The following is a 21,876-nucleotide window of genomic DNA, read 5'->3' as shown; positions in this document are numbered from 1 at the left end:
CAGAAGGCGCGGCGCATGGTATGTTTGCTGCATACACCCGAAAGGACCCGCGCGATGTTGAAAATTAGCACCGACAAAATTGCCGAGGTGATTATCCTTGCGCGCGACATCGACCGTAGCGAGGCCGAGTTTGATGCATTTGTGTCGAACCTGCGGGACGAGGAAAAGTTCAGTCTTGTTGCGGTGATGTGGATTGGTCGTGGCAGCTTTGAGCCAGAGGAACTGGAAGAGGCCATTGATACGGCCGCGAGCGAGGCGACAACGCCAACGCAAACCTACCTCAAGGGATCGCCGCATCTGGCAGACCATCTTGAGAACGGCCTGGATTCGCTTGGGATTTCCGCCAGCGATGCCGAGGACGATCTTTACTAGGCGTGGTCTGCAAAGATCGCGCGTGCGCGGCCCCAGACGCCATTGTCGATGTCTTGCAAGACCATCAAATGCGGCAATACCTGCTGCGAGAAATCCTGCGCGCTTTCCAATGGCAAAAGGGACGGGAGATTGTCGATCGCCATGACATCCAGCGGCGGCGTGTCGTGCACGCGCAGGGCAGGCGCAGCCCAGGTTGTTGCGTGGCTATAAACCTTGATAGGGGAAAAATCGCTGTCGGGATCGCAGGCGATATCGCCGATGACGCGCAGGGTGCGTGGCTGACTGCCCGTATCCAACGGCACGAACACTGGCGTTCCGGGGCGGGCAAGGATGCAGTTGAAGAACAGGTCATGCTGCAAGACTTCCGGGAAGGGGCCGCCGCTGGCGGTTTCTGCCATATCCCACAGCGTCACATCCACGTTCATTTCGCGGCATAGGTCTGCCGCGCCTGTGCCAACACGGCCCAAGGCCCCGATAATCAGGGCCGATGTCGGGGTGTCGTCCAGTTGTGCGCGTAGATCTTCGCGCATGGCTTGGGCTGTCGGATAGGCGCTGACCGGCCCTTTGTGTTTGCCCTGGCGCTGCGCTGCCAGACACAACAGCGACACAGCCGCCCCTGCATAGCCCGCCCAATAGCCAAAGGCGGCAACGCGGCGCCCATCCGCATCGGTCAGGTATTCCAGATCATAAAGTGTGCCGCCCCCGGCGTTGAACCGGTCCAGCAATACGCGCCCGCTGGGCTGACCCTTGAAGGCATGGCCAAACATGATGTGACGATGGGTCAGGGGCGTGCCATCGTCGGGCAGTTCCTTGAGGCCGAAAATGACTGCGTCGGCGGGCGCGCCGGGCCAGGATCCTTCGGGCGCAATGGTGCATCCGGCGGCGCGATAGGCGTCAGTGGGGATGATCCGGGTCGCACTGTCCTCGACCGTGACGGTGAAGCCTGCGGCGATCAGGTCGGCTGCACCATCGGGCACTACTCCGACCCTTTGTTCATTGTCACGTTGTTCCGCGCGGACCCAAAGATGCATGGCTGACCCCTTGTTGGTGTTCGCGCCCTGCTTAGGCCGAGTCGCGCGGGGGTGCTAGTATGTTAAGCCCATCATCCCGCGCAATACAGGCAGCAAGATCGCAGCGGCCACGCCAATTCCTGCGCCAACCGCCAACCGTGGAACCAGCCCGCCAAGACGGGGCGCGGCCATACTAAGGCAGCCACAGACCATGGCATAAAAAGTGATTGAAATAGGGTCCATGGCGCGAGCCTAGCACAAATTCGCCGAAACGCCCGCAAATTCCACCGTGACAATAAACCCGTTTGACGGCGGGTGCGCCGCTGGCTCACTATTGGCGCAAGCATCAAAGGAGTATGGTCATGGCCAAGTTTGTCGCAATTCTGAACATTGTCGCTTGGGGTGGTTTCTGGTCCTTCGGTTATCTGGCGCTGACCGCCGGTGACGAAAGCACCGGGCATCTTGTGACGGCCATTTTACTGGCATTTGCCGGGGCTGCGGTTGGAATCGTTGCGTTTTTCTGGCTTGCCCGCCACGCCGAGGAAATTGGTTATGCCAAGAAACCCAACCGCGTTTTGCCCGAACATCTGCGTGAGCACCCCGAAAGCTAGACGCGCCGATATTGCATAACAAGGGGTCGCGGGCGTAGCGTCAAATCAAGCGCGCCCCGATTATCCGATGCGAAAGGACCAGCTATGCGCCACCTAATGATCACGACGATTCTGGCGGCTTTGCCCCTTGGAGCGCTGGCCGAGGATGCGGCTTTGGTGCTGGGGATGGAGCGCTATGAACAGCTTGGCCGCCTGTCGCGTGGTGACGATGTTGTCGCGGCGGCGCAGGGGCTGGAAAGCCTTGGGTTTGCTGTCACCGCGCTTGCGAACGGTCGCGCAGATACCACGCTTGCGGCCCTGGCCGGCTTTGTCGACGCCGCGGAGGACGCGGAACGACTGGTGGTCGTGATGTCCGGCCGCTTTGTGAGTGATGGCAGCCGCACATGGTTGCTGACCGCTGATGCCGCTAGCCCTTCGCTGCTTTCGCTTGGCGACAGGGCTGTGTCGGTTGATAGCGTGCTGCATATTCTGGCGCGGGCGCAAGGGCGCGCCGTGCTGTTGATCGGGGCCGAGGCTGATGACGGCACCGAGATCGACGACACATATCTGGCTGCGGGGATTGGAACGCTTGATATTCCCCAAGGCGTGAGTGTTTTGCGTGCGGCCCCCGCTGACGCAGCAGCGTTTCTGGCCGAGGAACTTTCGGCGCCCGAAGCTGATCTTGCCGTGTTGATTGCCGCCAACCCACGTGTGCAGGCGGCAGGTTTCGTGCCTGCGACTTGGGTGCTTATGCCCGCAGAGATTACGGTTGAACCCGCTGATCCGCTTGGCACGCCTGTCGTTGACACCAGCGCCGAGGATGCGTTGTGGGAAGGGACAATCGCCCTTGATACCGTTGATGCCTATCGCACTTACTTGCGCCGTTTCCCCGACGGGCAATACACCGAAATTGCCGAAACCACGATTGCGGAAATTCTGGCCGAACCAAACCGTGCCGACCGTCTGGCCGAAGAAGGTTTGAGCCTGACGCGCGAGGCGCGGCGTGAAATTCAACGCGACTTGACGGCGCTCGATTACAATACGCGCGGGGTTGATGGCATTTTCGGTCCCGGGTCACGCAGCGCCATTCGTAACTGGCAGCAGCAAAACGGCTATCCGCAGACATCCTATCTGACGACGGAACAGATCAGCCGCTTGGATGCGCAGGCTGAACGCCGTGCCGCCGAACTGGCCGCCGAAGCTGAACGCGAACGCCTTGCACAGGCGCGCCTTGACCGCGCGTTTTGGGATGAAACGGGCGCGCGCGGGGATGAACCGGGTTATCGCGCGTATCTGGGGCGCTACCCCGAAGGCCAGTTTGCCGCCCTTGCGCGCCAGCGTTTGGCTGCGATCGAGGGCGAGCGCGAAGCGGCCACAGTTGCCCTTGACCGCGCGGCCTGGGATCGTGCGCTTTCAACCGAAACTGTTGCGGGCTTTCAGGCTTACCTTGCCGCCTATCCAGAAGGTGCGTTCAAGGCCGAGGCCGAAGCACGGATTGCCGCGCTGACGGCACCCGACGAAGACACAGCGGCGATTGATGCGGCCCGCGCCCAGGAAGAAGCACTGGGCCTGCCACAAATCCGCGCCCAACTTGTTGAACTGCGGTTGCGCGAAATGGGTCTGAACCCCGGCGCCGTTGACGGCGAATTTGACGAGGATACCCGCAGCGCCCTGCGCGCGTATCAGGAAAACGCAGGTCTGGGTGTCACGGGCTACCTTGATCAGGCAACAGCCGTGCAACTGCTTGCCGACAGCTTTGGCATCCGGATCGAGAGGCAGTGACACCTGACATTCGTCTGCTTGCGGACGCCCCCGAGTTTGCCGCTGACACGGCCCGGCTTCTGGCGCAGACTTGGCCGCAGCATTATGGTGCAGGCGGGCGCGGTGATGCCCATGGCGATCTGGCGCGGCGGATCAGACAGACCGGATTACCGATTGCCGTGGTTGCAGTGCAGGACGGGCGGGCCATCGGCACGGCGGCCCTTTCGGAGAATTCGTTTGGCAAGGCTGATGAATCCCCGTGGTTGATCGGGCTATGTGTGACGCCTGACATGCGCGGGCGCGCAGTGGCATCGGCATTGGTTGCCGCAATCGAGGGTATCGCGCGGCAACAGGGCTATGGCGCAATTCACACCACAACCCAAAGCGCGTTCGGATTACTGCTGCGGCGCAAGTGGTTGCACGTGCGCGATGCAAGCGATGAAGCTGGTGCGCAATGGGCGGTGATGCAAAAGCAATTGCCATAGAATAACCCCGCCCCCAGCGCCGGGGACGGGGTTGTTTTCAAAGCCGTTTTTTACTGTGCGGGGATGAACCGCTCGGCAAGGATGCGGATAAAGCCTTGAATCGATTCATCCAGCTGCCGCACACCGATCATATAGGTGCCGCGCTGGACGCGGGCGGTGATCTGACTGTCCAGGCTCCCGCCAAAGTCGTCATTATAGGCAACTTCGCGGCCCAGATCGTCAAACAGGACCAGCACCGGATCACCGTTGCCTTGGGCAATCGCCTCGATCAGAAGCAGGCCTGCTTCTTCGACCTCAACCGCGAACCACGATGTATCGCCTGTGACCTGGGCATCTTCGCGGATGCGGGTGGCGATCACGCCAAGATTGGTCACAGGATAGCTGCCATCCATTGGCGGGCTGGCCTCGCCGCGCGCATAAAGCGTGTTCAAGACTTCTTCGGCGTCATAGGCCTTGAGTGTCAGCGTGACAGGTTGAAATGCGTCGGAAAGGGCGCGCAGCCCCACGCAATAGGTGCCGGCGGGCAAGGCGGTTTGCATGTCAATCCGCGAATTCAGCCCATCGAAATCATCGTTTTCCGCCAAAAGGGTGCCGTCATTGTCATAGAGCGTCAGCACAGGGTCGGCATCGGGGTTTTCTGCCGTCAGGGTGATGGGTGCGTCGGCTGCAAGCGTAAAGCGGTAGAACGGCGCGCCGTCGATGGTGTTGGTTGCTATGATATCTTCGGCGATGACATCGCCGGTCAGGTCCATGGCTGGCGTGTCAGCGGTGCATGTTTCGCCGCCTGGCATCATGCCACCACTTAGGCCTTGGGTCAGGGGGTCGTGTTCCATGCGTCCAACGCGCACAAACCCTGTCAGCGGCGATCCGTCATAGCTGCGCATCGACACGCAGTAGGTGCCCGACCCAAGGAACATTTCCCCGCGCGAGGCGCCCATGCCTCCGGAATCGTCGTCCGACAGGATGATTTCGCCGGATTCGTCGCGGACATCAATCAGTGTGTCGCCACTGCCGCGGCCCGCGGCTTCGATTTCGGACTTCGGTGCCTTCGCTGACGGTGAACAGCGACACATATTCGTTGCGCAACAGCACCAGCGCCATTTGTTCCATGTAATCAGGGGAAGTCGCGATGTCCGAGGTTGCAGCGTCCCCGCCGATCCACTGGCCGTTGTCGCCGACACCGCCGCACAGGTTGTCCTGGGCGGTGGCGGGCAGGGCGGCTGCGAATACCAGTCCGGCGGCGAATTTGAATAAATGTCTTGCCATGAAATTCGGTCCTTTGGTTTTGCTATCGCACGCAGGTTAATACCGCCAGGTGAGGCTGGCCAGCACCAAGACTGTAAAGTCGGGAAAACCTGCACAAGATTGGCCAGTCAGCAAAGAAAAAGGCCGCCCCCGTTTCCGGATGCGGCCCTATCTTTGTCAAGCGGTGCGCGCTTAGCCCTGACGGGCCTTGAAGCGGCGCTGCGTCTTGTTGATCACATAGACGCGGCCCTTACGGCGCACGACGCGGCAATCGCGATGACGCTGCTTGAGCGAGCGGAGTGAGTTGCGAACCTTCATTGGTCGTCTCCTCTTTCGCGGCGCGGTCGGGGCGCCTTGGTTGCATTTTGACCCTTTCAAAAGGGTCGTTCAAATTCATGGTGGGCACTACAAGGTTCGAACTTGTGACCCCTTCGATGTCAACGAAGTGCTCTACCGCTGAGCTAAGCGCCCATGATCCCTTAACAATTCGCCCTGCCCATAACGAAACAGGACGCGGGCGAACCGCGTCAGGTGTGCGGTCTATAAAAGGAGTCGGACAGGTGATCAAGGGCTTTTGGAAACCTATTCTTATGCGCTATCGTCTGTAGCAAAGGAGCGTCGATGTCAAAGCCGTCATTCAGTCTTGTGTCACCTGTGCAGCGCACGACGAGTGTGGTGTTCGCCTCGCCTCATTCGGGGCGTGACTATCCGCTGGCATTCCTGCGCGATGCGGTGCTGAACGCACGGGAAATCCGTTCGTCCGAGGATGCGTTCGTTGATCAGCTGTTTGATGCCGCGCCATCGCAGGGCGCACCGCTGTTGTTTGCGAATGCCCCGCGCGCCTATGTCGACTTGAACCGTGCCCCGGAAGAATTCGACCCTGCATTGATCGACGGGATTCGCCGTGCCGCCCATAATCCGCGGATCGCCAGCGGGTTGGGCGTGATCCCGCGCGTGGTGTCGAATGGTCGGGCGATCATGCGTGGCAAGATCAGTTTGGCCGAAGCGCACATGCGGATCACCGATTACTGGCGTCCCTATCATGACCAGTTGCAGGCCTTGCTTGATCAGGCCCATGGCACCTTTGGCGAGGCGATCTTGATTGATTGCCACTCCATGCCCCATGAAGCGATCGAAAGCGTCAGCCCTGTTGGCAGTGCGCGCCCCGATGTGGTCTTGGGTGATCGTTTTGGCGCTGCCGCCGCCGGGTCCGTTGTGGAACGGGTCGAGGCCGCCTTTGCCAGCGCTGGCTTCAAGGTCGCACGCAACATGCCCTTTGCCGGTGCCTATATCACGCAACATTACGGCCGCCCGTCACGCCGTCAGCACGCGGTGCAGGTGGAAATTGACCGCGCTTTGTATATGGATGAACGCACGGTGCGCCCGAACGGAAACTACAAGGCGTTCAAGACGGCGCTGGACGGAGTTGTCGCCGAATTGGCCGCGATTGGTGCCGCAGGCGATGTGCGCGTGGCGGCGGAGTGATCGGGAGTCGGTCCTGGATAAACGATTGGCTGCTGTGCGGACGAAGTGGACATTCCCGTGTTTGCGCGACTGTAAACAACAATCGCAACCGGCGCGCATGCGCCATGCCCGACCTCCCCCACGGGAGGGCATATTGCAACTTCTGATGTGCATGGAGCGTTTGTTTAACTTTTAAACTATGGCCACTACAAAACCGCGAGCCCCTCCCGAGGTCGGGCATGGCGCATGCGCGCCTATGTCCCGTTAGGGCTCAAACCTGACATTCAGCTTTGGCTACCTTAGCGCCCGCCCTTTTTTGATCGCATCCTTGCCGAATTTCTTGCGGATGCTGTCTGTGGCCTCTTCGGCTTTGGCGCGTTTTCCGGCGTCGGGGTCAAGCAGATCGCCTTCGCGGTCCGCATCTGTTGCAGAGACCAGATCGCTGATCCCGACACCCAGCAACCGGTATGGTCCCTGATCGCCGACCTGATCGAACAATCCCCGCGCGGTGCGGTAGATCGTGTCGGCCAGCTGGGTGGGTTGATGCAGGCTCAGGCGGCGGGTCAGGCTGGAGTGATCTGACCGTTTCAGTTTCAGCGTCACCACACGGCCCGCCTTGTCTTGGGCCTTGGCCCGACCACTGACCTTTTCGGACAGCCGCCAGATGTGCCCGTCAAGGATATCGGGATCATTGGTATCGTCGAAAAACGTGGTTTCGTTCGACAACCCCTTGACCGGCGCGTGGCTACTGACGCGTCGCGCATCCTGCCCGCGGGCAAGGTGCCACAGCCGTTCGCCCATGCTGCCGAACCGGTCTGACAGATCGCGCCGGTCCCAGCGCAAAAGGTCGTTAAAGGTGCGAATGCCCGCCTTTTCAAGCGAGGCTTGGGCCGCAGGGCCGATCCCCCAAATCAGGCGCACGGGTTTGTGGCGCAGGAATTCGGTGGTTTCCGCAGCGCCGATCACCGAAAAGCCGCGTGGTTTGTCCAGATCGCTGGCGACCTTGGCCAGAAACTTGTTGTGCGACAGGCCGATTGATCCGGTAATGCCGATTTCGTCGCGCATGCGTTTGGTCAGGCGGGCCAGCATCACGGCAGGCGGTGCGCCATGCAGGCGGGCGGTGCCCGACAGGTCCATGAATGCCTCGTCCAGCGACAGGGGTTCGACGATCGGGGTCAGTTCATCCATCAGGGCGCGCACTTGGCGGGACACTTCGACATAACGCTCCATCCGGCCGCGCACGACCACCGCTTCGGGGCAGAGTTTCAGCGCCTGAAACATCGGCATGGCCGATTTCACACCCTTTATCCGCGCCACATAGCAGGCGGTGCTGACCACACCGCGCCGCCCGCCGCCGATGATCACCGGCTTGCCCTCCAGTTCGGGATGGTCGCGCTTTTCCACCGAGGCGTAGAACGCATCGCAATCCATATGCGCGATGGTCAGATCGAACAGTTCGGGGTGCGCGGTGATACGGGGGCTGCGGCAAGTGGGGCAGCGGGCGCCAGCGTCGAACGTGGCCAGACAATCGCGACAAAGGGCAGGCATGGCCCTGTTTACGCCCGCCCGCACATCACCGCAATTGATATGCGTCAGAGTCCTGCGCGCAACACCCCGCGCGGTTTGGGCGAATACAATGCGTTTCTCGCTTCTATTTCGCCCCTATGCAGCCTATCTAAAGGGAAACCTAACAAGGGAACCCATCATGGATTTTGAACAAGTTATTACGCAGTTTGTCGGCGGGAATATCCTGCTGTTGTTACTTGCTGCATTTATTATCGTCTGCATTCTGGTCGGTGTTCGCATCGTGCCTCAGTCGGAAAAGTTCGTGGTGGAACGGTTTGGGCGTCTGCGCTCGGTCCTTGGGCCCGGCATCAACTTTATCGTGCCGTTTCTGGATCGCGTTGCGCACAAGATTTCCGTTCTTGAACGTCAGCTTCCGGTGATGAGCCAGGATGCGATCACATCGGACAACGTTCTGGTGCAGGTCGAAACATCCGTATTCTACCGCATTATCGAACCTGAAAAGACGGTGTACCGTATCCGCGATGTGGACGGTGCGATTTCCACGACCGTGGCCGGCATCGTGCGTTCCGAGATTGGCAAAATGGAACTGGATCAGGTGCAAGCCAACCGCACTGGTCTGATTTTGGCTATTCAGGACCAGCTTGCCGCGCAGGTAGATGATTGGGGCATCGAAGTGACCCGCGCTGAAATTCTGGATGTGAACCTTGATGCGGCCACCCGTGCTGCAATGTTGCAGCAGCTTAACGCCGAACGTGCCCGCCGTGCCCAAGTGACCGAGGCCGAGGGTAAGAAACGCGCCGTGGAACTGTCGGCCGATGCAGAATTGTATGCCGCCGAACAGATCGCCAAGGCCCGCCGCATTGCCGCTGACGCCGAAGCCTATGCAACAGGCGTCGTCGCCGAGGCGATTGCCGCCAATGGTCTTGAGGCCGCGCAGTATCAGGTTGCGCTGAAACAGGTCGAAGCGCTCAACAAACTGGGCGAAGGCAACGGCAGCAACACGATCCTTGTGCCCGCCAATGCGCTCGAGGCGTTCGGTGATGCCTTCAAGATGCTGAAAGGACGTTAACCATGGAACTTTGGTCAGTCTGGTGGGTCTGGATGTCCGCAGCCGTCGTGCTGGCCATCCTTGAAGTGGTCGTTCCCGGTTACATCTTCCTTGGCTTTGCAGCGGGGGCAGCTTTTGTCGGCGGCATCCTGTTGCTGGGTATTGGCGGGTTGACCCTGCCATGGGCGCTGTTGGTATTCGCGGTGTTTTCACTGGTGTCGTTCATCGCCCTGCGCAAGATTTTCGGGATCCGCCATGGTCAGGTGAAAATCTGGGACCGCGACATCAACGATTAACCTGCGCACAGGGGCTTTGACATGAACGTATTGCGCAAGGTCGTTGAACAGCTTGAAACCCCGCGCGATGAACGCCCCCTTGGCAGCGGCTGGCTGTCGGGGTCACTGGCGCTTTTGGCGTCGATTGCTGGCCTGTTGATCGTTCTGCTGCGCTGGTTTCCCGAAACCTTTTCCTACCCCGAAATCGCGTTCATTCAGGACAGTGGCATCGTGACAGCGGCCCTGCGGTTTGTCCTGCTGGCTGGATATGCGCTGTCGCTGCTTAGTCTGATCCTCAGCACCCGAAAATCGCTGGGCTGGACGGCCTTGGCCGTGTCGGTTGTGGCGTCCCTGATGGCGACGACGCAGCCGCAACATGCCAGCGATGTGCCACAAAGTTTCTACTTTGGTCTGGACTATTTCATCATCAACGTCCTGCTGGTCGGGTTCCTGTTTGTTCCGCTGGAGCGGTTTTTTCCCGCGCGTGGTGAACAGACCGTGTTTCGCGCCGAATGGCAGGAGGACATGTTTTATTACCTTGTTAGTTCCATGCTGGTGCAGGTTCTGGGGTTCATCACGCTGGCCCCGTCCAACTATGTGAACGCGCAGATTCCGTTGGATGATGTGCGCATCCATATCGTCAATCTGCCGTTCTGGGTGCAGGTCGCGATCATCATGGCTGCCACGGATTTCGTGCAATACTGGGTGCACCGCGCCTTTCACACGTTCCCGTTTTTGTGGCGGTTTCATGCGATCCATCATTCCACGAAAAAGATGGACTGGCTGGCCGGTGCGCGGATGCACCTGATTGAAATCGCCGTGCTGCGCAGTCTGACGGCGGTGCCGATGTTCACGCTGGGGTTCGATCCGGTCGCGATTCAGGCTTATTTGTTGATCGTTTATTTCTATTCCAGTTTCATCCATGCCAATATTGGCTGGAAACTGGGGTTTGTTGAACGGTTCTTTGTCACCCCGCGCTTTCATCACTGGCACCATGGCAGCGATCGCGCGGCGATTGACATCAACTATGCCAGCCATTTCCCCATATATGACTGGTTGTTTGGCACGCATCATCTGCCCGACAGCGAATGGCCCGAAAACTATGGTGTGGTCGGGGACACTGTGCCGCGCGGGTATTGGCGGCAGTTCATCTATCCGTTCACCAAGCCCAAATCGCCGGACACTGACGATTAGGCGTTGGGTCGCGCAGCCTGCGGCGAGCGCATTTCGGCAGTGATGGCCTGTGCTGCGGCGCGTGCATTACTGGCCTGCCAGACGGGTCGCCCGACAACCACGTGATCGGCCCCGTTGGCGATGGCCTGCGCGGAAGTCGTGACCCGCTTTTGATCACCTAGATCAGCGCCGACGGGGCGCACGCCAGGGGTGACGATCAGCTTGCCCTCGGCCTCGGGGAGGGCGCGGATCAATGCGGCCTCTTGCGGCGAGGCGATCACGCCGTCTGCGCCGTTGGACAGGGCCAGCCCCGCGCGTTCCTGCACCAGATCGGTGATGCTGCCCGCCTTGATGCAGGACGCATCCAGATCATCGCGGTCCAGTGAAGTCAGGATTGTCACAGCCAGAATTTTCATGTCCGACCCCGCTTTGCCGGTTGCGGCGGCGCGCACCACATGCGGGTCGCCATGCACTGTCAGGAAATCGTGGTTGAATTGGGCAAGGCCGCGCACGGCAGCCTCGACGGTGGCACCGATATCGAACAGTTTCATGTCCAGAAAGATGCGTTTGCCGTGCTCGTCTTTCAGTTCGTTGGCAAGGGCCAGCCCGCCGCCTGTCAGCATTCCCAACCCGATCTTGTAGAACGACACCGCGTCACCGATCTGTTCTGCCAGCTCCAACCCGGCGATTGCGTTTGGCACATCAAGGGCGACAATCAGGCGGTCATCGGCGGGCTGTGGCATCGGGCTCTCCTGCGGCTATGTTCGGGGGGTGATGGGGCGCGGGGCGTGGCCTGTCAAGCGGCGCGCGCGCTGCATGGGCAATTTCGCCGCGGATGCTTGAAGTAACACAGGCGTGACCCCATCTTTTGGTCAAGGCCCAAACTGGGTGTGCTGCGATTGCGGGCATCCAACCATACGGGCGCTTTGAGAAGGAGAACGACATGAATTTGGAAAAATTCACCGAACGGTCGCGCGGTTTTGTGCAGGCGGCCCAAACAATTGCGATGCGCGAAAGCCACCAGCGGTTGTCACCCGAACATTTGTTAAAGGCACTCTTGGACGACGAACAGGGGCTTGCAGCCAACCTGATTGATCGTGCGGGCGGGAATGCCAAACGCGTGACGGAACAAGTTGATCTGGCCGTCGGAAAAATCGCCAAGGTGACGGGTGATGCCGGGCAGGTCTATCTGGACAGTGCCACCGGCAAGGTTCTGGACGAAGCAGAAAAGATCGCCACAAAAGCCGGTGACAGTTTTGTCCCTGTGGAACGCATCCTGATGGCGCTGGCGATGGTCAAATCCAAGGCCAAGGACGCGCTGGACACCGGTGGCGTCAACGCCCAATCCCTGAATGCCGCGATCAATGATATTCGCAAGGGCCGCACCGCCGATAGTGCAAGCGCCGAGGACAGCTATGATGCGCTCAAGAAATATGCGCGCGACCTGACCGAAGCCGCCGAGAAGGGCAAGATCGATCCGATCATCGGACGGGACGAGGAAATTCGCCGCTCCATGCAGGTGCTGTCACGCCGCACCAAGAACAACCCGGTTCTGATTGGTGAACCCGGTGTCGGTAAAACGGCCATCGCCGAAGGGTTGGCCCTGCGCATCGTCAATGGTGATGTGCCTGAATCCCTGCGCAACAAGAAATTGATGGCGTTGGATATGGGCGCGTTGATCGCCGGTGCGAAATATCGTGGTGAATTCGAAGAACGGCTTAAGGCGGTTCTGAACGAAGTCACCGATGCGGCGGGCGAAATCATCCTTTTCATCGACGAAATGCACACCCTTGTGGGGGCGGGCAAATCGGACGGGGCGATGGATGCCGCCAATCTGATCAAACCCGCGCTGGCCCGTGGTGAGCTGCACTGTATCGGTGCGACAACCTTGGATGAATACCGCAAATACGTTGAAAAGGACGCAGCACTTGCGCGCCGTTTCCAGCCGCTTGTGATCGAGGAACCGACCGTCGAAGACACGGTGTCGATCCTGCGCGGCATCAAGGAAAAATACGAATTGCACCATGGCGTGCGGATCAGTGACAGCGCGCTGGTCGCCGCGGCCACACTGTCGCATCGCTATATCACGGACCGGTTTTTGCCCGACAAGGCAATTGACCTTGTGGACGAAGCCGCCAGCCGTTTGCGCATGGAAGTCGACAGCAAGCCCGAAGAACTGGACGCGCTTGATCGCCAGATCCTGCAACTTCAGATCGAGGCCGAAGCGCTCAAGAAAGAGGACGATGTCGCGTCCAAGGACCGGCTTGTCACCTTGGAAAAGGAACTTGGCGATCTGATGGACCGCTCGGTCGAAATGACGGCCAAGTGGCAGGCAGAGCGTGACAAGCTTGAGGGCGCGCGCGGGTTGAAAGAACATCTTGATCGTGCACGAGCGGAACTGGACATCGCCAAGCGGGAAGGCAATCTGCAAAAGGCGGGGGAACTGTCTTATGGTGTGATCCCCAAGCTGGAAAAGCAAATCGCCGAAGCCGAAGGCGGCGATACCGATCTGATGGTCGAAGAAGCCGTGCGCCCTGAACAGATCGCGAGCGTTGTCGAACGCTGGACAGGCGTGCCCGTGTCCAAGATGCTGGAAGGCGAGCGCGAAAAGCTGCTGCGCATGGAAGACGGGCTGCACAAGCGCGTCATCGGCCAGAACGCGGCCGTTAAAGCGGTGGCAAACGCGGTGCGCCGTGCGCGGGCTGGCCTGAATGACGAGGGGCGCCCGCTGGGCAGCTTCCTGTTCCTTGGGCCAACCGGCGTGGGTAAGACCGAACTGACCAAAGCCGTGGCCGAGTTCCTGTTTGACGACGATAACGCCATGGTGCGGATCGATATGTCGGAATTCATGGAAAAACACGCCGTGTCCCGCCTGATCGGCGCGCCGCCCGGTTATGTTGGCTATGACGAAGGTGGCGTTTTGACCGAAGCCGTGCGTCGCCGCCCGTATCAGGTGGTGTTGTTTGACGAGGTCGAGAAAGCGCACCCCGATGTGTTCAACGTGCTGTTGCAGGTGCTTGATGATGGTGTGCTGACCGATGGGCAGGGCCGCACCGTTGATTTCAAGCAAACGCTTATCGTGCTGACATCCAACCTTGGCGCGCAGGCGCTAAGCCAGCTTCCTGATGGTGGCGATATGGCCGAGGCCAAGCGCGATGTTATGGACGCCGTGCGCGCCCATTTCCGCCCCGAGTTTCTAAACCGACTGGATGAAACGATCATCTTTGACCGTCTGGCGCGCGCCGATATGAACGGGATCGTCGATATTCAGCTTGGGCGCTTGGAAAAACGTCTGGCGGGGCGCAAGATCATGCTTGATCTGGATGATGGTGCGCGCAAGTGGCTGGCTGACGAAGGCTATGATCCGGTGTTTGGTGCGCGGCCCCTGAAACGCGTGATCCAGCGCGCCTTGCAAGACCAACTGGCCGAGATGATCCTCGCTGGTGACGTGCTTGATGGCGATACGGTGTCCGTCAGCGCAGGTGCGGACGGGCTGATTGTCGGGGACCGTCTGGCCGGATCGAACCGTCCGAAACCGGATGATGCTGTCGTTCATTAATCGCTGAAAACGAACCAAGGCCCCGCCCGATCCGGCGGGGCCTTTTTCGTGCGGCTTGACTTAAATGCGCGGTAAATTCCTTTGGGTTGTTAGGGCGTTGTTACAAATGACGCGGCGATAAGGCTTCTGATCAAGGAGTCCGCAATGTCCTATACTTACGCGCCGCCAGACCATGAATTTGCCGTTTCAACGGGCAGCAATGTCAATTCGGGTCCGGGGACATCGACGTTCGATAACCCGCCGACCAGCTCGACTGATCTTTTCGTATCAACCAACCCGGGCGATCCGACACCAACCATTTTCAGCATTGGCGATACCTATGATGTGTCATGGGGCGGCGCTGGCGGCGGCGGTTCTATCGAAGACGCTGTTGTCATTCGCAGCGATGAAGCGCCGGGCGGCGGTGGTGCGATCGTATTTGAAGGGCTCGATGAAAACGGCGATCTGGCCCAAGTCGTCTGGACGCCCGAATTCAATCTAGAGGGCTGGTATAGCGACAACTACAACCCGTCGATGGAGCCTGGGTTTTATGTCACCGACCAAAATCCCAACTACACTCACCAATATGTCTGCTTTGCCGCGGATACATGCCTGCTGACGCCAAAGGGTTTACGTGCAGTTGGCGAACTTGTGGCCGGTGATCAGGTGCAGACGCTTGATCATGGGATCAGGCCAATCTGCTGGGTCGGGCAGCAAGATATGCTTGGGCACGGTAAAAACACGCCGGTTTGTTTCGCGGCAGGATCAATCGGGAATGATCGGCCACTGCGTCTGTCGCAACAGCATCGTGTGTTGGTGCGTTCGCCCTTGGCCGAGCTTTACTTTGGATCATCCGAAGTTTTGGTGCCAGCCGTTTCGTTGGTCAATGATACAACGGTCACTTTCGCGCCCTGCACGCTGATCACTTATGTTCATATTTTACTTGAAGACCACGAGGTCGTCTTTGCCGAAGGTGCGCCGTGCGAAACGCTGTTCCTTGGGGAACAATCGTTGAAATGGTTGGGGGATGAAGATGCGTTGATGCGTGCCGTGGCCGCGCGGGAGTCGCCGGTTCGACACAATGAAACTGTCCGTCCGGTCCTAAGCGTCAAAGAAGCGCGGTTGATGGTGCAGAACCTGGAAAAGGTTTCGCGTGCCTCGCCTGAATTTGCATTGGTCTGAGGCAATGCATCCGGTTGTGGTCGTCAAATGACTTCACGAAAAAGGCCCCCCACCGCAGCATGTGGTGGAGGGCCCAGTAGCCAGTGGGTTGCCTTACATTGCAGGCAGGATCACCTTGTCGATGACGTGGATCACACCGTTGCTGGTTTCGATATCGGCGGTCACGACATTGGCGTCGTTCACCATAACACCGCCTTCGGTCATGATCGTGACATCACCGCCGTTCACGGTTGTCGCCATCATGCCATCGGACAAATCGCCCGACATCACTTTGCCTGCGACCACGTGATAGGTCAGGATCGCGGCCAGTGCCTCGGGATCGGCCAGGAGGCCTTCGACCGTGCCTTCGGGCAGGGCAGCGAAGGCCTCGTCCGTGGGCGCGAAGACGGTGAATGGACCTTCACCGCGCAGCGTTTCCTCAAGACCAGCGGCCTGCACCGCAGCGACGAGGGTTGTAAAGGAACCCGCCTCGATTGCGGTGTCGACGATGTCTTTGGCGTGACCTTCTGCAAAGGCGGCAGTGGCGAGGGCAGTTGCGGCTGTAGCAGCCATGAAAGTTCTACGAAGCATGTGTCTGTCTCCCAAAAATTTTGCTTTTGCCGGAGTGGCAATAGGAGGGATACGTGGCATCCTGACCCCAGATCAGCGGGGAAAACTGCCGATGCAGTTTGACGAACCGGCGGTGCGCGCTAAGCAGGCGCTGCGCCTGATTTCCAGTCACATTTGATTGATCTGCCGTGTTGATCCTGTGACCGGAAACGCAAAACGGCCCGGCGATGCACCGGGCCAGTTGCAGCTTTTGCAGGGTCGCTTTAGCCGACCGTGATGATCTCGTCCGCAAAGATGAACATGTCCAGCGTCAGATCAGCCGCGTTCACGCCGGTCAGGGTAATCGAACCGTCACCGCCAAGGTCGATGACCGCGTCAGCACCGTTTTGGGACAGGCCGCCATACACTTCAAGATCGGCAAAGGTGCCAAAGGCTGACAGGTCGATCAGGTCTTCGGTCCCGTCAAAATCGGTGATCGTGTCGTCATTCATCGTCCCGGCAAACACGAAGGTATCGGCACCATTGCCGCCTGTCAGTTCGTCATGGCCGCGACCGCCATCAAGCGTGTCATCCCCATTGCCGCCATTAAGAATGTCGGACTGTTTGCCGCCATACAGAAAGTCGTTGTTGCCGCCGCCATAAAGACGGTCCTGCCCGTCGTCGCCGTGCAGAACGTCATTGCCACTTTGGCCGCGAATAATATCGTGGCTTTTGCCGCCAAAGATCAGGTCGTCGCCAGAACCACCTGTGATACGATCGTTGCCGTGGCCACCAAAGATGATGTCCATACCATCGCCACCGTCGATGGAATCATTGCCGGAATCACCGTTGATCGTGTCGTTGCCCGCGTCGCCGGCAAGGATGTCATTGGCGGCACCGCCATAGATGTCATCGTCATCGGCACCACCATTGATCGTGTCGACCTGATTGCCGCCATAGATTTCATCGCTGCCATCGCCGCCATCAATGATATCGCGGCCAGTGTCACCGTTGATTGTATCATCGCCTGCGTCACCGTTCAGCGTGTCGTTGCCATAACCACCGGCGATGTTGTCGTTACCATCGCCACCGCTTACCGAATCCGCACCGGCACCGGCGTCATAGGTGTCGTTGCCACCCAGCAGCGCGATGGTGTTCATGCGCTGGTCGCCTTTCAGATTGTCGTCGCCTTCGGTCGGGTCGCCTTCACCGGCTGGCGGTTCGATCACGTCAAAGGGTGACACGCCAGGTGACGCGGTTTGTGTGACAGCAACGGGGTCGCCGTCGCCATAGACATAGCCGACCGAAAGTTCGTTGCCCGGTGTGCTGTCGGCGATATCGGGCTTGTAAAGATAGGCGACCGCCTCGCCCTGATCGTCAAGCAAGCTAAGTGTGGATGGATAGTCTTCAAAGCCAAGCCCGCCTCCATCTGCGCCAAAGAAGGCAAAGACGGGGATCAGAACCGCGCCAGCGGGCAGGGGGCCGAACGCGGCCTCGAACTGGGCGCGTGTCACGGATTGGTTCACCAGGATACCAACGCCGCCCGCCGCAAGTGCAGGCACGTTTTCGTCCACGAAACCTTCGGGGATGAAGTCGGAATTGCCGATCGCCCAGTTCGCCATATTGATGGCGCTTGTTCCGGTGTTCACGACTTCGACGTATTGCAGGTTCAGGCCTACATCGTTGGACGGGTTGTAGTAAATTTCGGTGACTTTGATATCAGAATTCGGCACGTAGCTTCCCCCACAAAATTGCACATTCGGCCGGACGTCCGACCGCTCTTAACTACTGCCTTGTCTCCCCCTGCGGCTCCGGTCTGTGCCGGAGGCAGTGCCATTATTCTGACACCTTTCAGCCGCTTATCCGCCCAAATCTGTCATGGTTAATGAAAATAGACAATCATTTCATTGGACTAGGCGTGACATTTGCAATCGGATCGTTGACGATCCGCGTTCAATCCCGTCAGTTGGTGGTTATTGGCCCAGCTGCGGCCTATTTCATAGGGGCCCACATGTTTTCCGAGTTCACGATTAACGTCATTCAGGGACTGGCGATGCTGTTTATCGTCGTCGTTGGTGCGGCGATTCTGGTAGCGGTGGTGCTCTTTGTGATCGACCGGACCCAGCGCGCCGATGCGGTGCGGCGCAACTATCCGGTGATTGGCCGTTTCCGGCATCTGTTTTCCGAGCTGGGCGAGTTTTTTCGCCAGTATTTCTTTGCGATGGATCGCGAGGAACTGCCCTTTAACCGCGCGCAGCGCGATTGGGTGGATCGCGCCGCCAAAGGGGAAAGCAATACCGTTGCCTTTGGGTCGACCCGCAATCTGGGGGTTATTGGCACGCCGATTTTCGTGAACGCCGCCTTTCCGCCGCTGGACGATCAATATGCCAGCACCGACCCGATGTTGATCGGCGCAGGCGCGCGCCAACCCTATCTTGCCGGGTCAATCTTTAACCTGTCAGGAATGTCATACGGCGCAATTTCCAAACCGGCGGTGCAGGCCCTTAGCCGCGGGGCCAAGGCTGCGGGCATCTGGATGTCGACGGGCGAGGGCGGGTTATCCCCATTTCACCTGGAAGGCGGGTGCGACATCGTTTTCCAGATGGGCACCGCAAAATACGGTGTGCGCGACGCCGAGGGGCGGTTGGACGACGACAAGCTGCGCGCTGTCGCCGCCCATGATCAGGTCAAGATGGTCGAGATCAAGCTGGCCCAAGGTGCCAAGCCCGGCAAGGGCGGTATCCTGCCCGCCGCCAAGGTCACGTCTGAAATCGCCGCGATCCGTGGTATTCCGGCAGGGCAGGACAGCATTTCCCCAAATCGTCATCTTGAAGTGGACGATTGGGATGATCTGCTGGATTTCATCGCCCATGTGCGCGAGGTCGGCGGGCTGCCGACCGGCATCAAGACTGTGTTTGGTGACGGCGCGACGCTGAAAGGGCTTTTCGACGCGATTATAGAGAGGGGATTTGAGAGCGCCCCCGACTTTATCACCATCGACGGTGGCGAGGGCGGCACGGGTGCATCCCCGATGCCGTTGATTGACTTGGTCGGCGTGTCGATCCGCGAGGCCTTGCCGCAAGTTGTTGATCTGCGCAATGCCGCAGGATTGCAGGACCGGATCCGCATCATCGCCAGCGGCAAACTGGTCAACCCCGGTGATGTGGCATGGGCCATTTGCGCGGGGGCTGATTTCGTGACCTCGGCGCGGGGGTTCATGTTCAGCCTTGGCTGCATTCAGGCGCTCAAATGCAACAAGAACACTTGCCCCACCGGTATCACCACGCACGACCCGCGATTCCAGCGCGGTCTGGATGTGCAGGAAAAGTGGGGCCGTGTCGCGCATTATGCCAAGGGCATCATCAAGGATGTGGAAACCATCGCCCATTCCGTCGGTGTATCCGAACCGCGCAAGATGCGCCGTAGTCATGTGCGGATTGTGCAGCCGGATGGGGTAAGCGTTCCGATGGATCGGCTGTTCCCATCAAATGGCGAATGACGACTGCCGATCAAGCTGCCAAAGAGGCGCGATGATCATGCAAGGACTGGCGAGAATGCAGCGCGTTGATATTGTAAAATGGGTTGCCACGGTTGTGCAGCTTGTTGGTTATGGACTAACCGGTCTGAACATCGTGCCGTGGAATGTGCTCGCCTTTGTTATTGGTATCGCGCTTTGGTTCTTGGTCGGGGTCATGTGGAAAGACCGCGCGATTATGATCGTTCATATCGGCGCATTCATAGCGATCGGCGCGGGTTATCTGAATTCCTGAAACGCGCTAAACGTTACAATCCCCCAACGCCATCGTGAGAAAAGTTCGGGTGCCTTTCGTGCAAAGTTCCCTAAGTAAGGAGCATCGCTAAAGGAGACCCATATGGCCCATCGCTGGAAAAATGACCTGAGCGCCGCAGACGTGACGCCGCAACAGATGTTTCTGAATCGTCGTCAGATCATGGCGGGTGCATTGGGTCTTGGCGCATTTGGTGCGGCTGGTGCCGCAAAGGCGCAGGACGATTTGCAGCCCAACACCTGGGAAGAGATCACCAGCTACAACAACTATTACGAATTCGGCACGGGCAAGGACGATCCGGCCAAGAATGCACATGCACTGGACTTGACCGATTGGGTGATCGAAGTGGACGGGCTGGTCGATAATCCCGGCACCTACACGGTTGCCGATCTGACATCGGGGCTGACCGAGGAAGAACGCATCTACCGTTTCCGCTGTGTCGAGGCCTGGGCGATGGTCATACCGTGGAACGGGTTCGAACTGGCGGATATTCTGAGTGCGGTCGGTGTGCAGGCGGGCGCGACCCATGTTGCTTTTGAAACGGCCGTGCAACCCGACAATATGCCCGGTGTGCGCCGCGGTGTGCTTGATTTCCCCTACCGCGAAGGATTGCGGCTGGACGAGGCGATGCATCCGCTGACGATGATGGCGACGGGGATTTACGGCGAACCGATGCCAAAACAGAACGGCGCGCCGATCCGGTTGGTCGTGCCGTGGAAATACGGGTTCAAGTCGATCAAATCCATCGTGCGGATCACCCTGACCGATAAACAGCCCTATGCCACATGGAACGCGATCAACGCGCGCGAATACGGCTTTTACAGTAATGTGAACCCAGAAGTGGATCACCCGCGCTGGTCGCAAGCCACAGAACGGCTGATCGGTGGCGGGCTTTTTGCCGCCCGTCAGGACACGCTGATGTTCAATGGCTACGACGAAGTTGCCAGCCTTTATGATGGCATGGACCTGCGCGCAAATTACTGATGGATATCGTCGGCCCGATAAATGGCGCCCTGCGCCGCGTCCCGGCTTGGACTATATATATAGTGTTCGCGATTTATGCGGGGTGGCAGTTCTGGCTGGCGCTGAACCAGTCGGGCCGCTACCTGATCGAGCCGATTAACGAGCTTGAGCGTGAATATGGCGAGATGGCGTTGAAGCTGATCGTCGCGGGGTTGCTGATCACACCGCTGCGCCGATTTGCGGGGCTGAACTTGCTCAAGTTCCGCCGCGCGATTGGTGTTTCTGCGTTCTTTCTGGTGCTGGCACATTTCCTTGTCTTTGCGGTGCTGGATGTCCAAAGCGTTGCGCGGGTTTGGACCGAAGTGGTCAAGCGCCCCTATGTGACCGTTGGCATGGCTGCGCTTCTGATGATGATCCCGCTGGCCGCCACATCCAACAACCTTTCCCTGCGCAAATTGGGCGGGGCCGCGTGGCGCAAGCTGCACAAGCTGACCTATCCGATCGCCGTGCTGGGGGCCGTCCATTATCTGTGGCTGGTCAAAGGGTTTCAGATTGAACCGATCATCTATCTGGTGGTGATCATCGGGTTGCTGGCAACGCGGGTGAAATTCGCACAGCGTCGCGCCACCGCCTGATTTTTCGTCTGTATATATAGTGTGCCGCTGCTAGTGTCGCGCGATGAGCAGTTCCTTGTTTCGCACGACCCTTCTTACCATCGCGGTGTTCGCACTTCAGGCTTTGGCCTTTGGTGCGTGGTTGGCGCTGATCCCAGACGTTCAGATCAAACTGGGGCTGAACAAGGCGCAGCTGGCGCTGGCGCTGTTGGGGATGCCCATCGCGACGATCCCGACCTTGCAAGTCGCCAGCCGCCTGGTGTCGCGGTTTGGTCCACGGCGATTGCTGGCGGCGGGGTTCCTGGCACAGCCA

24 protein-coding genes and 1 tRNA gene (1 of these 25 running past the window's edge) are annotated in these 21,876 nt (G+C 59.2%); 15 read left to right on the top strand and 10 right to left on the bottom strand.

Features of this window, described 5'->3' with window-relative positions; all coding sequences use genetic code 11:
* Positions 1-54: 54 nt before the first annotated feature.
* Entirely contained in the window at positions 55-372 is a 318-nt protein-coding gene (locus SJY21_RS09125) for a DUF3775 domain-containing protein (RefSeq protein WP_377509275.1), read from the top strand.
* Here the strand turns inward: SJY21_RS09125 and SJY21_RS09120 are convergent.
* Positions 369-1,403: a saccharopine dehydrogenase gene (locus tag SJY21_RS09120; protein WP_377509272.1), complete on the bottom strand. Its 1,035-nt coding sequence runs from the start codon at positions 1,401-1,403 to the stop codon at positions 369-371. The genes SJY21_RS09125 and SJY21_RS09120 overlap by 4 nt on opposite strands.
* Positions 1,404-1,457: 54 nt before the next feature.
* Complete coding sequence (locus tag SJY21_RS09115; RefSeq protein WP_377509269.1) at positions 1,458-1,625, bottom strand: hypothetical protein; 168 nt, start codon at positions 1,623-1,625, stop codon at positions 1,458-1,460.
* Positions 1,626-1,744: 119 nt separating this feature from the next.
* Between SJY21_RS09115 and SJY21_RS09110 the strand changes: the two genes are divergently transcribed.
* The 3 genes from SJY21_RS09110 (at position 1,745) to SJY21_RS09100 (ending at position 4,218) form a co-directional block, all read left to right on the top strand.
* Entirely contained in the window at positions 1,745-1,993 is a 249-nt protein-coding gene (locus SJY21_RS09110) for a hypothetical protein (RefSeq protein ID WP_377509266.1), read from the top strand.
* A gap of 84 nt (positions 1,994-2,077) precedes the next feature.
* Positions 2,078-3,754, top strand: a complete 1,677-nt coding sequence (locus tag SJY21_RS09105) for a peptidoglycan-binding domain-containing protein (RefSeq protein ID WP_377509263.1) — start codon at positions 2,078-2,080, stop codon at positions 3,752-3,754.
* On the top strand, positions 3,751-4,218 hold the full coding sequence (locus SJY21_RS09100; RefSeq protein WP_377509260.1) for a GNAT family N-acetyltransferase: 468 nt from the start codon (positions 3,751-3,753) through the stop codon (positions 4,216-4,218). Before SJY21_RS09105 ends, SJY21_RS09100 begins: the two co-directional genes overlap by 4 nt.
* A gap of 50 nt (positions 4,219-4,268) precedes the next feature.
* Here SJY21_RS09100 and SJY21_RS09095 read toward each other — a convergent pair whose 3' ends face one another.
* The 4 genes from SJY21_RS09095 to SJY21_RS09080 all read right to left on the bottom strand — a co-directional run bounded on the left by SJY21_RS09095 (position 4,269) and on the right by SJY21_RS09080 (position 5,934).
* Positions 4,269-5,291: an ABC transporter substrate-binding protein gene (locus tag SJY21_RS09095; RefSeq protein ID WP_377509257.1), complete on the bottom strand. Its 1,023-nt coding sequence runs from the start codon at positions 5,289-5,291 to the stop codon at positions 4,269-4,271.
* Positions 5,209-5,484, bottom strand: coding sequence for a hypothetical protein (locus SJY21_RS09090; protein WP_377509254.1), 276 nt, complete (start codon positions 5,482-5,484; stop codon positions 5,209-5,211). Before SJY21_RS09090 ends, SJY21_RS09095 begins: the two co-directional genes overlap by 83 nt.
* A 171-nt stretch (positions 5,485-5,655) precedes the next feature.
* Positions 5,656-5,781 (bottom strand): type B 50S ribosomal protein L36, encoded by a 126-nt coding sequence (gene ykgO / locus SJY21_RS09085; RefSeq protein WP_010141322.1) that lies wholly within the window; start codon positions 5,779-5,781, stop codon positions 5,656-5,658.
* A gap of 78 nt (positions 5,782-5,859) precedes the next feature.
* Positions 5,860-5,934: transfer RNA gene (locus SJY21_RS09080), tRNA-Val, on the bottom strand.
* A 150-nt stretch (positions 5,935-6,084) separates the two neighbouring features.
* On the opposite strand from SJY21_RS09080, the gene SJY21_RS09075 reads away from it, so the two are divergent.
* Complete coding sequence (locus SJY21_RS09075; RefSeq protein ID WP_377509249.1) at positions 6,085-6,948, top strand: N-formylglutamate amidohydrolase; 864 nt, start codon at positions 6,085-6,087, stop codon at positions 6,946-6,948.
* A gap of 273 nt (positions 6,949-7,221) precedes the next feature.
* Here the strand turns inward: SJY21_RS09075 and SJY21_RS09070 are convergent, their stop codons facing one another.
* Positions 7,222-8,475 carry a DNA polymerase IV gene (locus tag SJY21_RS09070; protein WP_377509246.1) on the bottom strand — a complete coding sequence of 418 codons (1,254 nt, stop codon included), beginning with the start codon at positions 8,473-8,475 and terminating at the stop codon, positions 7,222-7,224.
* A gap of 157 nt (positions 8,476-8,632) precedes the next feature.
* Between SJY21_RS09070 and SJY21_RS09065 the strand changes: the two genes are divergently transcribed.
* Genes SJY21_RS09065 through SJY21_RS09055 form a run of 3 tightly spaced genes read left to right on the top strand, consistent with a single transcriptional unit; the run spans position 8,633 to position 10,971 of the window.
* On the top strand, positions 8,633-9,523 hold the full coding sequence (locus tag SJY21_RS09065) for an SPFH domain-containing protein (protein ID WP_377509243.1): 891 nt from the start codon (positions 8,633-8,635) through the stop codon (positions 9,521-9,523).
* 2 nt (positions 9,524-9,525) lie between these two features.
* Positions 9,526-9,798 carry an NfeD family protein gene (locus tag SJY21_RS09060; RefSeq protein WP_377509240.1) on the top strand — a complete coding sequence of 91 codons (273 nt, stop codon included), beginning with the start codon at positions 9,526-9,528 and terminating at the stop codon, positions 9,796-9,798.
* A 21-nt stretch (positions 9,799-9,819) separates the two neighbouring features.
* Entirely contained in the window at positions 9,820-10,971 is a 1,152-nt protein-coding gene (locus tag SJY21_RS09055) for a sterol desaturase family protein (RefSeq protein ID WP_377509237.1), read from the top strand.
* Here SJY21_RS09055 and pyrF read toward each other — a convergent pair.
* Positions 10,968-11,693 carry an orotidine-5'-phosphate decarboxylase gene (pyrF, locus tag SJY21_RS09050; protein ID WP_377509234.1) on the bottom strand — a complete coding sequence of 242 codons (726 nt, stop codon included), beginning with the start codon at positions 11,691-11,693 and terminating at the stop codon, positions 10,968-10,970. The genes SJY21_RS09055 and pyrF overlap by 4 nt on opposite strands.
* Before the next feature lie 200 nt (positions 11,694-11,893).
* Here pyrF and clpB point away from each other — a divergent pair, with 200 nt between their 5' ends.
* The gene (gene clpB, locus SJY21_RS09045; protein WP_377509231.1) at positions 11,894-14,509 is read left to right on the top strand and encodes an ATP-dependent chaperone ClpB; all 2,616 of its coding nucleotides are present in this window, start codon (positions 11,894-11,896) and stop codon (positions 14,507-14,509) included.
* A gap of 144 nt (positions 14,510-14,653) precedes the next feature.
* Entirely contained in the window at positions 14,654-15,670 is a 1,017-nt protein-coding gene (locus SJY21_RS09040) for a Hint domain-containing protein (RefSeq protein WP_377509228.1), read from the top strand.
* A gap of 93 nt (positions 15,671-15,763) precedes the next feature.
* Here SJY21_RS09040 and SJY21_RS09035 read toward each other — a convergent pair whose 3' ends face one another.
* Positions 15,764-16,240: a fasciclin domain-containing protein gene (locus SJY21_RS09035; RefSeq protein ID WP_377509225.1), complete on the bottom strand. Its 477-nt coding sequence runs from the start codon at positions 16,238-16,240 to the stop codon at positions 15,764-15,766.
* Positions 16,241-16,482: 242 nt separating this feature from the next.
* The gene (locus tag SJY21_RS09030) at positions 16,483-17,931 is read right to left on the bottom strand and encodes a lamin tail domain-containing protein (RefSeq protein WP_377509222.1); all 1,449 of its coding nucleotides are present in this window, start codon (positions 17,929-17,931) and stop codon (positions 16,483-16,485) included.
* A 278-nt stretch (positions 17,932-18,209) separates the two neighbouring features.
* Between SJY21_RS09030 and SJY21_RS09025 the strand changes: the two genes are divergently transcribed.
* The 5 genes from SJY21_RS09025 to SJY21_RS09005 all read left to right on the top strand — a co-directional run.
* Positions 18,210-19,697, top strand: a complete 1,488-nt coding sequence (locus SJY21_RS09025; protein ID WP_377509219.1) for an FMN-binding glutamate synthase family protein — start codon at positions 18,210-18,212, stop codon at positions 19,695-19,697.
* A 55-nt stretch (positions 19,698-19,752) separates the two neighbouring features.
* Positions 19,753-19,968: a DUF6552 family protein gene (locus SJY21_RS09020; protein ID WP_377509217.1), complete on the top strand. Its 216-nt coding sequence runs from the start codon at positions 19,753-19,755 to the stop codon at positions 19,966-19,968.
* A 102-nt stretch (positions 19,969-20,070) separates the two neighbouring features.
* A complete protein-coding gene (gene msrP, locus SJY21_RS09015; protein WP_377509214.1) occupies positions 20,071-20,970 on the top strand; it encodes a protein-methionine-sulfoxide reductase catalytic subunit MsrP in 900 nt (299 codons plus the stop codon).
* On the top strand, positions 20,970-21,584 hold the full coding sequence (gene msrQ, locus SJY21_RS09010; protein ID WP_377509211.1) for a protein-methionine-sulfoxide reductase heme-binding subunit MsrQ: 615 nt from the start codon (positions 20,970-20,972) through the stop codon (positions 21,582-21,584). The genes msrP and msrQ overlap by 1 nt, the downstream gene beginning before the upstream one ends.
* Before the next feature lie 43 nt (positions 21,585-21,627).
* On the top strand, positions 21,628-21,876 hold the start of the coding sequence (locus SJY21_RS09005) for an MFS transporter (protein ID WP_377509209.1). Its footprint extends 930 nt past the window's final position; only the first 249 of its 1,179 coding nucleotides appear in the window; the start codon lies at positions 21,628-21,630; its stop codon lies off the right edge, out of view.

It is taken from the genome of Octadecabacter sp. R77987 (genome assembly GCF_042466115.1).
GTDB lineage: Bacteria > Pseudomonadota > Alphaproteobacteria > Rhodobacterales > Rhodobacteraceae > SW4.
Note: the sequence above shows the minus strand (reverse complement) of the source record. Positions and strands in the feature narration are given on the sequence as shown.

Bases quoted from the DNA above. Each gene is read 5' to 3' on its own strand.
- SJY21_RS09125 (WP_377509275.1), top strand. From the start codon at position 55: ATGTTGAAAATTAGCACCGACAAAATTGCCGAGGTGATTATCCTTGCG.
- SJY21_RS09120 (WP_377509272.1), bottom strand. From the start codon at position 1,403: ATGCATCTTTGGGTCCGCGCGGAACAACGTGACAATGAACAAAGGGTC.
- SJY21_RS09115 (WP_377509269.1), bottom strand. From the start codon at position 1,625: ATGGACCCTATTTCAATCACTTTTTATGCCATGGTCTGTGGCTGCCTT.
- SJY21_RS09110 (WP_377509266.1), top strand. From the start codon at position 1,745: ATGGCCAAGTTTGTCGCAATTCTGAACATTGTCGCTTGGGGTGGTTTC.
- SJY21_RS09105 (WP_377509263.1), top strand. From the start codon at position 2,078: ATGCGCCACCTAATGATCACGACGATTCTGGCGGCTTTGCCCCTTGGA.
- SJY21_RS09095 (WP_377509257.1), bottom strand. From the start codon at position 5,291: ATGTGTCGCTGTTCACCGTCAGCGAAGGCACCGAAGTCCGAAATCGAA.
- SJY21_RS09090 (WP_377509254.1), bottom strand. From the start codon at position 5,484: ATGGCAAGACATTTATTCAAATTCGCCGCCGGACTGGTATTCGCAGCC.
- ykgO (WP_010141322.1), bottom strand. From the start codon at position 5,781: ATGAAGGTTCGCAACTCACTCCGCTCGCTCAAGCAGCGTCATCGCGAT.
- SJY21_RS09075 (WP_377509249.1), top strand. From the start codon at position 6,085: ATGTCAAAGCCGTCATTCAGTCTTGTGTCACCTGTGCAGCGCACGACG.
- SJY21_RS09070 (WP_377509246.1), bottom strand. From the start codon at position 8,475: ATGCCTGCCCTTTGTCGCGATTGTCTGGCCACGTTCGACGCTGGCGCC.
- SJY21_RS09065 (WP_377509243.1), top strand. From the start codon at position 8,633: ATGGATTTTGAACAAGTTATTACGCAGTTTGTCGGCGGGAATATCCTG.
- SJY21_RS09060 (WP_377509240.1), top strand. From the start codon at position 9,526: ATGGAACTTTGGTCAGTCTGGTGGGTCTGGATGTCCGCAGCCGTCGTG.
- SJY21_RS09055 (WP_377509237.1), top strand. From the start codon at position 9,820: ATGAACGTATTGCGCAAGGTCGTTGAACAGCTTGAAACCCCGCGCGAT.
- pyrF (WP_377509234.1), bottom strand. From the start codon at position 11,693: ATGCCACAGCCCGCCGATGACCGCCTGATTGTCGCCCTTGATGTGCCA.
- clpB (WP_377509231.1), top strand. From the start codon at position 11,894: ATGAATTTGGAAAAATTCACCGAACGGTCGCGCGGTTTTGTGCAGGCG.
- SJY21_RS09040 (WP_377509228.1), top strand. From the start codon at position 14,654: ATGTCCTATACTTACGCGCCGCCAGACCATGAATTTGCCGTTTCAACG.
- SJY21_RS09035 (WP_377509225.1), bottom strand. From the start codon at position 16,240: ATGCTTCGTAGAACTTTCATGGCTGCTACAGCCGCAACTGCCCTCGCC.
- SJY21_RS09025 (WP_377509219.1), top strand. From the start codon at position 18,210: ATGTTTTCCGAGTTCACGATTAACGTCATTCAGGGACTGGCGATGCTG.
- SJY21_RS09020 (WP_377509217.1), top strand. From the start codon at position 19,753: ATGCAGCGCGTTGATATTGTAAAATGGGTTGCCACGGTTGTGCAGCTT.
- msrP (WP_377509214.1), top strand. From the start codon at position 20,071: ATGGCCCATCGCTGGAAAAATGACCTGAGCGCCGCAGACGTGACGCCG.
- msrQ (WP_377509211.1), top strand. From the start codon at position 20,970: ATGGATATCGTCGGCCCGATAAATGGCGCCCTGCGCCGCGTCCCGGCT.